Below are 13,541 nucleotides of genomic sequence, written 5' to 3' on the forward strand. Positions count from 1 at the left end.
GTTTTAGTTTTGGGCCATCCCGATCAAGGCATCAATGCCGTTTCCTTCTTGGGAGTCGGGATATTTTTCTTTGATTTGTTCAAAATAACCCAAGGCCTTATCCTTTTGTCCTAGTTCCATGGCAACCACTCCAGCTTTGTACAAAAATCTAGGGGTTGTGAATTCATTTTCACTGTGAGCAATGGCCTTTTGATAGTAATCCAAGGCATCTTCTGGCTGGTTCAATTGGGAAAAAGCGTCCCCAATACCCCCTTTTGCCATGGCTCCCATGATGTCGTCATCAGAAGAAAAACTTTCCAACTGGGAAATGGCGTCCTGATATTGCTGAAGGTTCAAATAGGTCATCCCTGCAGAGTATTTGGCAAGGTTGGCCGCTTTGGTACCACTGTATTCTTCGATGATGTCCAAGAAACCATATTTACCTTCGGCACCGTTCAAGGCCAATGTGAACAAAGAATCCCTTTCGGTTTCGCTGTTCAAAGCTTGGTCAAAATATTGTTGTGGATAGAAAAGTTCGTTGGCGGCTGTTGCCTCCTTTGGTTTTTGGATGAACTGATGGTATCCCAAATAGGCCAAAACACCAACAGCAACGGCTCCAATAACGCCCAAAATATAGTTTTGGTTCTTTTGTACCCATGCCTCGGTGCGCGATGCACTCTCGTCCAACGTATGGAATACTTCCGCTGTTGTACTTTCGTGATCGTCTAATTGAGCTTCCTCTTCTTTATTTTTTGGCTTGAAGCCTCTCTTCTTGTATGTTGCCATCCGTCATTAAATTGGTCGCGCAAAAATAAAGTTTTTATCCAAAACCAAAAGGTAATTTATTCGTTATTTTTGGAATCGCAAATTTGGGTACCAACCTGCAAAAATCCCATTGTTTCTCAAAAGCCATATGTTTTTAAGACATTTATCTTTAGTCAATTACAAAAATTTTGATTCCAAGGACCTGGAATTCGACCCGGTGATCAACTGTTTGGTCGGCGATAATGGTGTTGGAAAGACGAACATCCTCGACGCCATATACCACCTTTGTTTTGGCAAGAGCTATTTCAATCCCGTCTCTACCCAAAACATCAAACACGACACCGAATTTTTTGTGGTGGACGGGGAATTTGAAAAGGAAGGCAGGAGCGAAAAAATCATCTGCAGTTTTAAAAAAGGTACCAAAAAAGTAATCAAACGAAATGGCAAACCGTATGAAAAGTTCTCGGAGCACATCGGTTTTTTGCCCCTCGTGATCATTTCTCCTGCTGATCGCGATCTGATCTTGGAAGGCAGCGACACCCGAAGAAAATTTATGGATGGGGTCATTTCGCAATCGGACAAAGCCTATCTCAATAACCTCATCAAATACAATAAGGTGTTGACACAAAGGAACTCTCTTTTAAAATACTTTGTGGCCAACCACACTTTTGAAAAAGGAACTTTATCCATTTACAATGAACAATTGCATGCCTTGGGCACCGAAATCCATAAAAAACGACTGGAGTTCATATCCTCCTTCTTGCCAATTTTCAAGGAGCAATACCAGCACATTTCGGATAAAGAGGAACAAATCATGCTATCCTACGAAAGTCAACTTGATGAAGGTAGTCTACTAGAACTTTTGGAGGCCAACATGGAAAAGGACCGGGCACTGCAATATACTTCTGTGGGTATCCACAAAGATGACCTCAACTTTACCATTGCCGACCATCCCATTAAAAAATTTGGGAGTCAAGGACAGCAGAAATCCTTCCTGATCGCCCTAAAATTGGCCCAGTTCCATTTTATAAAGGAACAGGCCAGCACCACTCCCATTCTATTATTGGATGATATTTTTGATAAGTTGGATGAGAATCGGGTTTCCCATATTGTGGGTTTGGTGAAGAATGACAATTTTGGGCAGATCTTTATCAGTGACACCCATGCGGAACGTACCGAAAATGTGGTGAAAAATATTCATCAGAGCTATAAAATCTTTACCTTGTAGCATCATGAAAAAATTCCTTTTTACCCTAATCGCCTTTCTCATTTTTGCTTGCGAAAGCACCTCCGTCAAGGAAGCAGACCTTCATTATTTGAATGGGTATTGGGAGATTTCAGAAGTGGTTTTTCCTGATGGTTCCATCAAGGAATACGGTGTAAATCCCAGCATCGATTTTATTCAATTTGAAGACGGAAAAGGGTACCGAAAAAAAATGCAGCCCAAATTTGACGGCTCTTATGACACTTCCAACGATGTGGAAACTTTCACCATAACTCCTGGCAATCAAACTTTTGTCCTTCAGTACAAAAACGATTTCAGTGAGTGGGAGGAGAATCTGGTCGCAGTGGATTCCATGGGTTTCTCCGTGACCAACATGGATGGCATCCAATATACGTACAAACGTTTCGAACCCATTAAAATTCCCAAGTAATGGCCAAAAGAAACAACGATCATATGGCTTTGGGCGAGGCCTTGAGTGAATTCATCAAGGAAAATAAGCTACAAAAGGGTATGGACAAAGTGGATGCCCGCGAAGCTTGGACCAACCTGATGGGCAATGGGGTGAACAATTACACTACATCGGTAGAATTGAAAAATGAAACCCTATACGTCTCGCTTTCCTCTTCGGTTTTACGCGAGGAGCTCAGTTTGGGAAAATCCAAGATTATTACCATGATCAATGAGGAGTTGGGTCGAGAGCTGGTAAAAAAGTTGATTTTAAGGTAATTTAGTGTCAATTCGAGCGCAGTCGAGAACAATTTGACATTTTCCCAGGTAAGAGATTTTTCGCTGTTCTCAAAATGACCAAGACCAAAAGAGGTCTTGCCGAACTTGATTCTGCATCCACACCTTACTTTTCATGGGATTCCGTGTCGAGCACGGAATGACAATATTCAAAATCTTGTGTTTCCAAAAAAAAAAGCCACTCTTTTGGAGCGGCTTCTTCTTGATATTTTATTGCTTTTAGAAAATTTCCCTTCCAGAAAAGTGGAAAGCACCTTCAATGGCAGCATTTTCATCACTATCGGAACCGTGGACGGCATTTTCACCAATACTAGCAGCATACAACTTACGGATGGTGCCTTCGGCAGCATCTGCAGGGTTGGTTGCCCCGATCAAGGCACGAAAATCATCAACAGCATTGTCTTTTTCCAAAATAGCAGCCACAATGGGGCCTCTGGTCATAAAATCGACCAATTCACCAAAGAATGGACGCTCCTTGTGGATGGCATAGAATTCCCCGGCATCCCTTCTGCTCAATTGTGTGTACTTCATGGCCACGATCTTGAACCCAGCAGCCGTTATTTTTTCCAAAATCGCACCAATGTACCCGTTTTCAACGGCATCAGGCTTGATCATGGTAAACGTTCTATTTCCCGTCATTTTCTTTAAATTTTGCGCAAAAGTACAGTTTTTCGAATAACGGACAAGGTTTAATAGGTTTGTTTTAACTCCTGAAGTACCACACCATTATCCCCCATAATTTTCATATCGGCCTCCTTATCCTTAAAATTTAGGTTGATGATCCCATAACTTTTATCAGAAACCACATCCCCTACTCTATATTTGTTTGGTTCCCCGCTATAACTAAAATAGGAATGGGTAAGGCCGCTGCTCGTAAAATCAACCAAGGGATAAGCCAATCCCGGAAGGTTCGTTTTTGAAAATTCCGAAATATGCCTGTCTCCCGACAAAATAATCACTCCTTTCGCCCCGGACTGCACAATCATATTTTCCATTTTTTCTACTTCCTTTGGAAAGTTGCCCCAAGATTCAAAACCATGCTCCCCCGATAAAAATTGGATACTAGACATGATCAAGTTGAAGTCGGCATCGGAATGGGTCAACTCATTTTTCAACCACGCCCATTGGGCATCACCTAAAACCGTGGCATCATCTGCCATATTAGGTTGGTAGCGTCTTTTCGGGTCTTCATCCTTTACCAAATCACTTCTAAAATATCGGGTGTCCAAAATAATGACCTTCAATTTGCCTGCTCCGGTTTGATAATCATGGGAAGCATAAACACCTTCACGCGTCCTTCTTTCACTATCTTGAGGAACCCCCATAAAATCAAGGAACACTTGTTGGCTTTCCTTTTTAACCGCAAAGCTGGCACCTCCATCATTTACGCCAAAGTCATGGTCATCCCATGTACCGATAATGGGTACTTCAGCCTTTAATTTGGCATAGCCAGAAACCGTATCCTGCATGGCATAAATGGAACGTAACCTATCCATATCCTCGGTATCGGCATACACAATATCGCCGCCCCAGATCCATACATCGGGTTGTTCCGCTAAAATATCGTCCCAAAAAGGATTGGGTTCCTGTGGCATGTTGCAAGACCCGAAAGCGACAACGAAATCGGGTTTTGTTTCTTCTTGGATTACGGTCGGTTTTTCTTCCTTCTTTTTACATCCCATGATCAGGGCAGCCAAAAGGAACAATACACTAAAGTGTCTCATGATTGGAATTTAGGTCTTCAAAAATAAGGATTATGCAAGTTAGCTCTATATTATATTATTGTATATTTGGCCGCATGAATGCAGAGGACATCACTACAGTAAAGTCGATACTTTCCCAACCTCAAAAAATAGCGATCATCCCCCATAAAAACCCAGATGGAGATGCCATGGGCTCCTGTTTGGCGCTCTATGGCTTTTTGAAAGGAATGGGGCAGACCGCCCATGTGATCGCCCCGAACGATTATCCAAAATTCCTGAAATGGATGCCGGAAAACGACTCGGTCATCAATTTTGAAAGGGAAAATCCGAAAGCCGGGCGATTGCTGGAAGAAGCCACGGTTATCTTCACCTTGGATTTCAACGACCTGTCCCGCGTAGGGCAAATGGAGACCGCCCTGAAAGCGGCCACGGCCGATTTTATCATGATCGACCACCATCAGCAACCCGGTGATTATGCCAAGGTAACCTATTCTGATGTTACCATGAGTTCCACCTGCGAAATGGTGTACAATTTCATCCAATATCTAGGTGAAACGGATGCCATTACCAAGGATATCGCGACCAACCTGTATACGGGTATCATGACCGATACCGGATCTTTCAAATACCGATCTACCTCTAGCAAAACACATCGCGTTGTGGCCGAACTTATCGATAGGGGCGCCGAAAATATGGAGATACACCGTCAGGTTTTCGACACCAATTCCCCTTCCAGATTGCATTTGTTGGGCGTGGCCTTGAGCAACATGGTCATTTTGCCGGAATACCGCACGGCCTACATCACCCTAACCCAGGAAGAATTGGATGCCTACGACTATAAAAAAGGAGACACCGAAGGTTTTGTAAACTACGGCCTTACCTTGGAAGGCATTATTTTTGCCTTGATCTTTATTGAAAACAAGGAAGAAGGCATCATCAAAATATCGTTGCGCTCCACTGGTGATTTTTCAGTGAACGAATTTGCCCGTAATCATTTCGACGGTGGTGGCCATACCAATGCTGCCGGGGGAAGAAGTGAATTGGGCATGGAAGAGACCATATCACGCTTTAACGACATCCTAAAAACCTATAAAAACGAACTGAACCCATGAGAATTGCTTTCGTTTTTTTGCTGGCCCTGTTGTTCATCAATTGTGGCGGACCGGAACCTAGAAAACCCGTTGAGGTAAAAACGGGTAGTTTCTACAAGGAATCCATTGAACGCAACAAGAAATTGTTGGCAGAGGAAGAAAAGGCCATTCAGGATATCATCAAAAAAGATACGGTTCATGAATATTTGACCAGTCCCAATGGTTTTTGGTATTATTTCGAGACCAAGAACGATACGGCCACTTATTTGCCAAAGACCAATGATCAAATCTTGTTCTCCTACAATTTGATGACCTTGGACAATGACACTATATATACGGCCAAGGACATTGGCCCAGTGTCTCATGTGGTAGACAAACAACAATTGTTCCCAGGCTTACAGAATGCAGTTAAATTACTCAAGGTGAGTGAAAAGGCAACCTTCATTTTCCCATCACTCCAGGCATACGGATACCAAGGCGACAACAATGCCATTGGACCAAGGACCCCGGTAAAATCTTCGGTAGAGTTACACACCATCATCATAAACAAGGACAGTTTAAACTAAATTTAAAATACAATGAAAAAATCCCTTTATATCTTAATCCTGATTTCCACGGTTTTCTTCGGATGCAAATCGAGCAAGTATGCCGATTTGGGAGATGGCATCTTTGCCAATATCCAGACGACGAAAGGTGACATTGTCATAAAATTGGAATATCAAAAAACACCCGTTACCGTGGCCAATTTTGTTTCTCTGGCAGAAGGCAACAACCCTTATGTGAACGATGAATACAAGGACAAAAAATTCTATGACGGCATCATTTTCCATAGGGTCATCAAGGATTTTATGATCCAGGGTGGTGATCCATCAGGCACCGGAAGCGGAAACATTGGCTACACTTTCAAGGATGAGTTCAACGATTCCCTGAGACACTCCAAGAAAGGAATCATTTCCATGGCCAACCGTGGTCCGAAGACCAATAGCAGCCAATTCTTCATCACCCACAAAGAAACACCGTGGTTGGATGGCAAGCACACTGTTTTTGGGGAAGTGGTAAAAGGATTGGACGTGGTGGATTCCATTGCCAATGTAGAAACCGCCCCTGGTGACCGGCCCAAAACCGATGTGGTGATGAACCATGTGGAAATTGTTCGGAACGGAAAGGAGGCCAAAAAATTTGATGCGATAAAAATCTTGGGCGATTACTTTGAGGAAGAAAAAGCGGTTTCGGCAGCTTTTATTAAAATGAAACAAGATTTGGCAGCGGAGTTTACCGAGCAAATGGCAAAAGCCGAAGAAACCCCAACAGGACTAAAAATACTTAAATTGAAGGAAGGCGAAGGCGAGCAACCCGAAATTGGTCAAATGGCTTTGGTAAACTATGCCGGCTGGTTGATGAACGGGGAATTGTTCGATAGCAATATTCAAGAGATTGCCGAAAAATTCAATCAATTGAATCCTGGTCGTAGAGATCAAGGCGGTTATACCCCCTTCCCGATGAAGTACAGCCCCGATGCGCAATTGGCTGCAGGTTTCAGGGAAGCGTTGTTGACCATGAAAGTGGGCGACAAACTTCGTGTGTTCATCCCACCACACCTTGGATATGGAGATTCTGACTATGGACCTATCCCCGGTGGCTCCACTTTGGTATTCGATTTGGAAGTAGTAGGAATCATGGAATAATACCACCCGAAAGAAAATACAAAAAAGCCGTACTTTTCCGTGCGGCTTTTTTTATTCGAACATGCCACAGACCTTGAGTTTATTTATGTAAATGGGACAAAGAACAAAAACCATTATCGCCCTCTTACTTCCGGCCCAAATCCTATTGGTCAGATGGTTGGCGAGTTACCCGGACGTAGTGGAAAACTATTACAGCAATGGCCTGTACATCTATATTTCCAGGTTTCTGAGAATACTGTTCGGATGGATCCCCTTCTCGTTTGGGGATCTGCTTTACACGGCCTTGTTTTTTTTGGCAGGCAGATACATTTACAAACATTGGAAAGTAATCAAGGCCAAGCCCCTGCTCTTTTTAAAGAATGTGGTCGTGGTCCTCTCCATAGCTTATTTTGCTTTCCATTTGCTTTGGGGCATGAATTATTACCGTCAGCCCATCACATGGAAGTTGAACATCCAACGGGAATACACCTTGGAGGAATTGGTGGATTTTACCGAATATATTGTGGAAAAAACGAACCAGTACCAATATCAAATAACCCAGGATAGCCTAGCCCCGGTACACATCCCCTACTCCAAAAGGGAAATTTTTCAAAAAACCGAGGAAGCCTATGCCCTGCTCCAAAAACAATACCCGGATTTTGAATACAAAAACCCGAGTCTAAAATCCTCCATTTACAGCCTTCCTCTGACCATTATGGGTTATGGGGGCTATCTTAATCCTTTTACCAATGAAGCCCAAGTAAACGGGATAACACCTCTCTTTCGATTACCTATGGTGAGTGGCCATGAAGTGGGCCACCAGTTGGGATACTCTGCTGAAGATGCAACGAATTTTATCGGCTATTTGGTCACGTCGAACAGTGATGATGCTTACTTCAAATACGCTTCCTATCATCATGCCTTGGGGTATTGCCTTTCCGATTTGTTTTACAAGGATGAAACTCAATACAATAGGATTTTGACAACCATTAATCCCGGTGTAAAGGAAAATTTTAAGGAATTGAACGATTTTTGGAAAAAATATGAGAATCCATTGGAACCCCTATTCAAATCCGTATTCAACACATTTTTGAAGGTGAACAACCAAAAGGAAGGCATCAAAAGTTATAATTCGGTTGTCGGGCTCATGATCAATTACCAAAACAGGGTTTTTCAAGGTGGTTGAAACTTGTGCAATCTATGCACTTAGGTTATATTTAAACCAACTAATTCAATAATAACCTTATGAAAATTAAACTCTTGGCGCTGTCCCTCTTCATGGGCAGTGTTTCTTTGTTTGCACAGGATTATTTTCCCATAAATGACGGCGTAAAGGCAAAGAAGAACAACAATTACACGGCATTTACCAATGCCAAGATCTATGTTACCCCAACCCAAGTTATTGAAAAAGGTACCCTTCTGATCCAAAACGGAAAAGTGGTACAGGTCGGGAAATCCGTGAGCATCCCTAAAAATGCGGTTGTGGAGGATTTGGAAGGAAAATCCATCTATCCATCCTTTGTTGATATTTTCTCGGATTTCGGGGTAAAAAAACCTGAACGCGCCAGTGGTGGCGGACGTTCCGCGCAATATGGCCCGGAAAGGGAAGGATTTTACTGGAACGACCATATCATGCCCGAAAACAACGCCATCAATGAATTTAAATATGACTCCAAAAAAGCAGGTGAGCTTAGAAAGGCCGGTTTTGGAACTGTAAACGCACACATCGAGGACGGAATTGCCCGCGGTACCGGATTGCTCGTTGCCCTGAACGACGAGGGCAGTGAGGCACAGCGTATCCTGTCGGATAAATCGGCACAATACTTTTCTTTTACCAAGAGTGTTGCCAAAAGACAGTCCTATCCTAGTTCCTTAATGGGTGCCATGGCCCTCATGCGTCAAATGTATTATGACATGGATTGGTACAGCAAGGGCAATGTGGACACCAAGGACCGTTCTTTGGAGGCTTTGATTGCCAACAAGGGGTTGGTTCAAGTTTTTGATGCAGGTGACAATGGCAATGTGTTGAGGGCCGACAAGATCGGGGACCTCTTCGGAATCCAATACGTTATTTTGGCAGGAGGAGATGAGTATGAGCGAATTGACGATATCAAGGCCACCAATGCCAAGTTGATCCTACCCTTGAACTTTCCGGATGCTTATGATGTTTCCAATCCTTATCAGGCCCAATATATTGCCCTTAAGGATATGAGACATTGGAACTTGGCTCCATCTAACCCCAAAGTATTGGCTGATAATGGCGTTGAGTTCACCATAACCCTACACGGGTTAAAATCCCCCTCGGACCTGAAAGAAAAATTGATGAAGGCCATTGCCTATGGACTTCCCAAGACAAAGGCCCTTGAGGCATTGACCACTATTCCCGCGAGTATTCTGGGAAAATCAGGGCAAGTAGGTTCTTTGCAGGCAGGAAGTCAGGCCAATTTCTTGATCACCTCCGGTGAAATTTTCGACAAAGGGACCATTCTTTACGAAAACTGGGTACAAGGAAGCAAGAACATCATACAGTCCATGGACATTGTGGACATCCGTGGAGATTACAATCTTTCTGTTGGAGCGAATACCTATACCGTATCAGTGACCGGTTCCGTAGACAAACCAAAAGCCGAAATCAAAAAAGGTGATGAGACCTTGGAGTCCAAAATTGCATATGATGCCGATTGGTTGAACCTTGCCTTTTCTGAAGATGGCATGGGATCCTACCGCATGGTGGCCCATGTAATGCCAGGGTCACAAACCATTACCGGAAAGGTGGTACTTCCCAATGGGGATGAGTCCACAGCAACCATGATCCAAACCAAACCTTTTGAGGAAAAATCCACTCCAGAGGAAACCGAAAAACCTGAATTGGTGGCCCTCACCTACCCCAATGTAGGATATGGCTACAAGACCAAGCCCAAGCAAGAAAATATCCTTTTCAAAAATGCTACGGTATGGACCGGTGAAGCAGTCCTAGAAAATACCGATGTACTGGTAAAAAATGGAAAGATTTCCAAAGTAGGCAAAGATCTTAAGGCAGGCGGTGCCACGGTGGTGGATGCAACAGGAAAGCATTTGACGGCAGGAATCATTGATGAGCATTCGCACATTGCTGCTTTGGCCATTAACGAAGGAGGGCAAAATTCTTCCGCTGAGGTTCGTATGAAGGATGTTATAGATCCAAAGGATATGGGCATTTACCGAGACCTGGCAGGAGGTGTTACCACCATTCAGTTATTGCACGGTTCCGCCAACCCAATCGGTGGGCGTTCTGCTATTTTAAGGTTGAAATGGGGCGAAAATGCCGATGGACTTATCTTCCCAAATTCTCCCAAATTCATCAAGTTTGCCTTGGGTGAAAACGTGAAACAGTCCAACTGGGGCAGTTACTCCCGTTTTCCACAGACACGGATGGGTGTAGAACAGGTATACACCGATTATTTCCAAAGAGCCAAGGAATACGATACCAAGAAAAAGAGCGGACAACCTTATCGCTATGATGAGGAAATGGAAACCTTGGCCGAAATCTTGAACGGTGAACGATTCATTACCTGTCACTCCTACGTACAGAGCGAAATCAACATGATGATGAAAGTGGCCGAGAAGTTTGGTTTCCGCATGAACACTTTCACTCACATTTTGGAAGGATACAAATTAGCGGATAAAATGGCCAAACATGGTGTTGGGGGTTCCACCTTCAGCGATTGGTGGGCCTATAAGTACGAGGTGAACGACGCCATTCCTTATAACGCAGCCATCATGGCCAGTCAAGGTGTTACCGTGGCCATCAATAGTGATGATGCGGAAATGTCACGTAGATTGAACCAAGAGGCCGGTAAAACAGTAAAATATGGTGGTGTTTCAGAAATAGAGGCATGGAAGATGGTTACCCTTAACCCTGCCAAACTTTTGCATTTGGATGACCGCGTAGGAAGCATAGAGGAAGGTAAGGATGCCGATTTGGTCCTTTGGTCAGACCATCCATTGTCCGTATACGCCAAGGCAGAAAAAACTATGATTGAAGGGACTGTTTATTTTGACCTGGAAAAGGACAAAATGTTGCGTGAATCTGCCAAAAAAGAAAGGAACCAACTCATCGGTATGATGCTGAACGAGAAGAAAAAAGGCGGAAAGACCAAAACACCGGTCCAAAGCAAGAAAGAACAATTTAATTGTGACACCCTATAAACCATACACCATGAAAAAAATATTTTTAATCATAGCCATAGCTTTAGGGGTATCATTGAACGCACAACAGACCCCAGCACCTCCGCAAACGGAACAAGTTGCCATTTTTGGTGCTACGGCCCATATCGGTAACGGGGAGGTCATTGAGAACTGTACCATCATTTTTAAAGATGGTAAGATCACCGCCATTGGTGCGGACCTCATGGCTCCTACGATCGGAACCATGATCGATGCCAAAGGAAAACATGTCTATCCCGGTTTTATAGCTCCGGCCAAACCTTTGGGATTGGTAGAAGTGGATGCCGTGAGGGCCAGTGATGATCAAGATGAGATAGGCGAAATGATTCCCCATGTAAGGAGCATCATAGCCTACAACGCCGAATCGAAGGTAGTGGAGAGTATGAGACCCAATGGCGTGCTGTTGGGACAGGTAACCCCACAGGGTGGAACTATTTCTGGAACCTCCAGTATTGTACAGTTTGATGCCTGGAACTGGGAAGATGCTGCCGTTAAAACTGACGATGGCATCCATATGAACTGGCCATCCTTTTTCAGGAGAGGTAGATGGTGGATGGGTGAAGAACGAGGCTTTATTCCCAACAAGGAGTATGGCGATCAGGTAGATGACATCAAAATGTTCTTTTTGAATTCCAGTGCCTATGGAAAAGCTGTTGAAAAAGAGAAAAACCTACCATTTGCTGCCATGGAGGGACTTTTTGACGGCTCCAAGCGTTTGTACATCCACGCAGATGGCGAAAAGGAAATTACAGATGCCGTGAACATGGCCAAAGAAGTCGGGGTGAAGCACATTGTGATCGTGGGAGGATATCGTGCCAATAAAATTGCCGATTTCCTTAAGGAAAACAATGTAGCCGTTTTGGTAGGACAGACTCATGCATTGCCAGAATACGAAGACGATGATTATGACTTGCCATACAAATTGCCAAAACTTTTGGTAGACGCCGGTCTCTTGGTTGGATTACAAAATGAGGATGCCGCCAATTTCCAAGCCAGAAACTTGGCCTTTTATGCGGGTCAGACCGTGGGACAAGGGTTGGACAAGGAAAAAGCTTTACAGTTATTGACCGGTAACACGGCCAAAATTCTAGGTATTGATGACCAATACGGAACGTTGGAAGTTGGCAAGAGCGCCACCTTGTTCATCTCCGAGGGTGATGCCTTGGATATGCGCACCAACCAACTTTCCAAAGCTTATATCGATGGTAGGGATATTTCCCTAGAAACCCATCAGACCAAGCTATGGCACCGGTACATGGATAAATATGAAAGAGAAAAAGCAGGACAATAGATTCCAAAAAGAGAGCGGCGTTCAAATGAACGCCGCTTTTTTTAACTCTTCTTGATTTCAACAAATTCCGCTCCCTCCGGTTTTTCATAAAAACTATCGGGTTTGGGCTCCTTGCTCACCGAGGCATCTTCAAAATTTACGGTATTCCTGGCATCCAAGATATTCCTGCCCTCATAATTGTGCCATGTGATGGCCTTAGGCAGTATTAGTCCTCCAACATCCTGCCATTCACCATAATGTATCCATCTAAAATTATCCGAACTCTCCCCGGTCCGGTACGTGACCGTATAACCTAGCCATGCCATTTGGTGTGTATCTGGATCAAAGTGGATAAAATATTCATCTTGGGAAGAGGCACCGACCCCAGCATCATAGGAAATCTTCACTCCAGGATAGCTTTTCCCTTCATACACCAAGTCTTCAGCCTCACCGTACACAATGCCATCATCGGCCAATACAAAGGGCATCCCATAAAAATAGAACATCAGGTTGTGGTAAAAAGCGGCATCTCCCTGGTAGTTTTGATCAGGATCCAAAAGCCAAGCACTTTCCCCATCAAAACCCATGGAATACTTTTCCGTATCCACTCTATCTTTTCTTGACCATAGGTCAATAGTGTGGGTTTCGGGCGCATCGGGGTTGGGCAACACAAAGGTGAGCGTTCGCATGGATTTCCAAAGATCTAGGCCACCGTGCGCCTCAAAAACCTTGGCTAAATATTCTGGATATTTTGATTTAGGAGTGCCCGACCCAATCGGTTCCGGCACTTGTGCCGCTTCTTTTTTTGGGGAAGGTTTGCAGGCCATTAGGGCCAAAAAAATCATTAGGATGGTTGTTTTTTTCATGGTCTATATTTTGGCAATTGGTCGAAAA

Annotated in this window: 13 protein-coding genes; 9 read left to right on the top strand and 4 right to left on the bottom strand. The window is 43.9% G+C overall.

The annotated features are described in order from the left end of the window. Nucleotides 1-3 precede the first annotated feature (3 nt). On the bottom strand, nt 4-765 hold the full coding sequence (locus D2V05_RS06725) for a tetratricopeptide repeat protein (protein ID WP_119646897.1): 762 nt from the start codon (nt 763-765) through the stop codon (nt 4-6). Between the two features lie 127 nt (nt 766-892). On the opposite strand from D2V05_RS06725, the gene recF reads away from it, so the two are divergent. The 3 genes from recF to D2V05_RS06740 are packed head-to-tail and all read left to right on the top strand — an operon-like array spanning nt 893 to nt 2,695. Further along, nucleotides 893-1,972: a DNA replication/repair protein RecF gene (gene recF / locus D2V05_RS06730; RefSeq protein WP_119646900.1), complete on the top strand. Its 1,080-nt coding sequence runs from the start codon at nt 893-895 to the stop codon at nt 1,970-1,972. A gap of 4 nt (nt 1,973-1,976) precedes the next feature. Continuing rightward, nucleotides 1,977-2,399: a hypothetical protein gene (locus tag D2V05_RS06735; RefSeq protein WP_119646902.1), complete on the top strand. Its 423-nt coding sequence runs from the start codon at nt 1,977-1,979 to the stop codon at nt 2,397-2,399. Continuing rightward, complete coding sequence (locus D2V05_RS06740; RefSeq protein WP_119646905.1) at nt 2,399-2,695, top strand: DciA family protein; 297 nt, start codon at nt 2,399-2,401, stop codon at nt 2,693-2,695. The genes D2V05_RS06735 and D2V05_RS06740 overlap by 1 nt, the downstream gene beginning before the upstream one ends. Nucleotides 2,696-2,932: 237 nt before the next feature. Here the strand turns inward: D2V05_RS06740 and D2V05_RS06745 are convergent, their stop codons facing one another. Together D2V05_RS06745 and D2V05_RS06750 are read right to left on the bottom strand one after the other, a co-directional pair. Then, entirely contained in the window at nt 2,933-3,352 is a 420-nt protein-coding gene (locus tag D2V05_RS06745; protein ID WP_119640741.1) for a nucleoside-diphosphate kinase, read from the bottom strand. Between the two features lie 50 nt (nt 3,353-3,402). Then, complete coding sequence (locus D2V05_RS06750) at nt 3,403-4,437, bottom strand: alkaline phosphatase D family protein (protein WP_119646907.1); 1,035 nt, start codon at nt 4,435-4,437, stop codon at nt 3,403-3,405. Nucleotides 4,438-4,511: 74 nt separating this feature from the next. Here D2V05_RS06750 and D2V05_RS06755 point away from each other — a divergent pair, with 74 nt between their 5' ends. From D2V05_RS06755 to D2V05_RS06780, 6 genes are all read left to right on the top strand, one after another. Continuing rightward, complete coding sequence (locus D2V05_RS06755) at nt 4,512-5,528, top strand: DHH family phosphoesterase (RefSeq protein ID WP_119646908.1); 1,017 nt, start codon at nt 4,512-4,514, stop codon at nt 5,526-5,528. Next, nucleotides 5,525-6,073, top strand: a complete 549-nt coding sequence (gene gldI / locus D2V05_RS06760; protein ID WP_119646910.1) for a gliding motility-associated peptidyl-prolyl isomerase GldI — start codon at nt 5,525-5,527, stop codon at nt 6,071-6,073. Before D2V05_RS06755 ends, gldI begins: the two co-directional genes overlap by 4 nt. Before the next feature lie 12 nt (nt 6,074-6,085). Continuing rightward, nucleotides 6,086-7,192 carry a peptidylprolyl isomerase gene (locus D2V05_RS06765; protein ID WP_119646912.1) on the top strand — a complete coding sequence of 369 codons (1,107 nt, stop codon included), beginning with the start codon at nt 6,086-6,088 and terminating at the stop codon, nt 7,190-7,192. Between the two features lie 91 nt (nt 7,193-7,283). Next, nucleotides 7,284-8,357 (top strand): DUF3810 domain-containing protein, encoded by a 1,074-nt coding sequence (locus D2V05_RS06770; protein ID WP_119646914.1) that lies wholly within the window; start codon nt 7,284-7,286, stop codon nt 8,355-8,357. A 59-nt stretch (nt 8,358-8,416) separates the two neighbouring features. Beyond that, complete coding sequence (locus tag D2V05_RS06775) at nt 8,417-11,359, top strand: amidohydrolase family protein (RefSeq protein WP_119646916.1); 2,943 nt, start codon at nt 8,417-8,419, stop codon at nt 11,357-11,359. A 10-nt stretch (nt 11,360-11,369) separates the two neighbouring features. Further along, a complete protein-coding gene (locus D2V05_RS06780; protein ID WP_119646918.1) occupies nt 11,370-12,668 on the top strand; it encodes an amidohydrolase family protein in 1,299 nt (432 codons plus the stop codon). Between the two features lie 41 nt (nt 12,669-12,709). On the opposite strand, the gene D2V05_RS06785 is transcribed toward D2V05_RS06780, so the two are convergent. Next, on the bottom strand, nt 12,710-13,513 hold the full coding sequence (locus D2V05_RS06785) for a DUF6503 family protein (protein ID WP_119646920.1): 804 nt from the start codon (nt 13,511-13,513) through the stop codon (nt 12,710-12,712). Nucleotides 13,514-13,541: the final 28 nt, after the last annotated feature.

It is taken from the genome of Flagellimonas pelagia (assembly GCF_003584135.1).
Lineage (GTDB): Bacteria > Bacteroidota > Bacteroidia > Flavobacteriales > Flavobacteriaceae > Flagellimonas > Flagellimonas pelagia.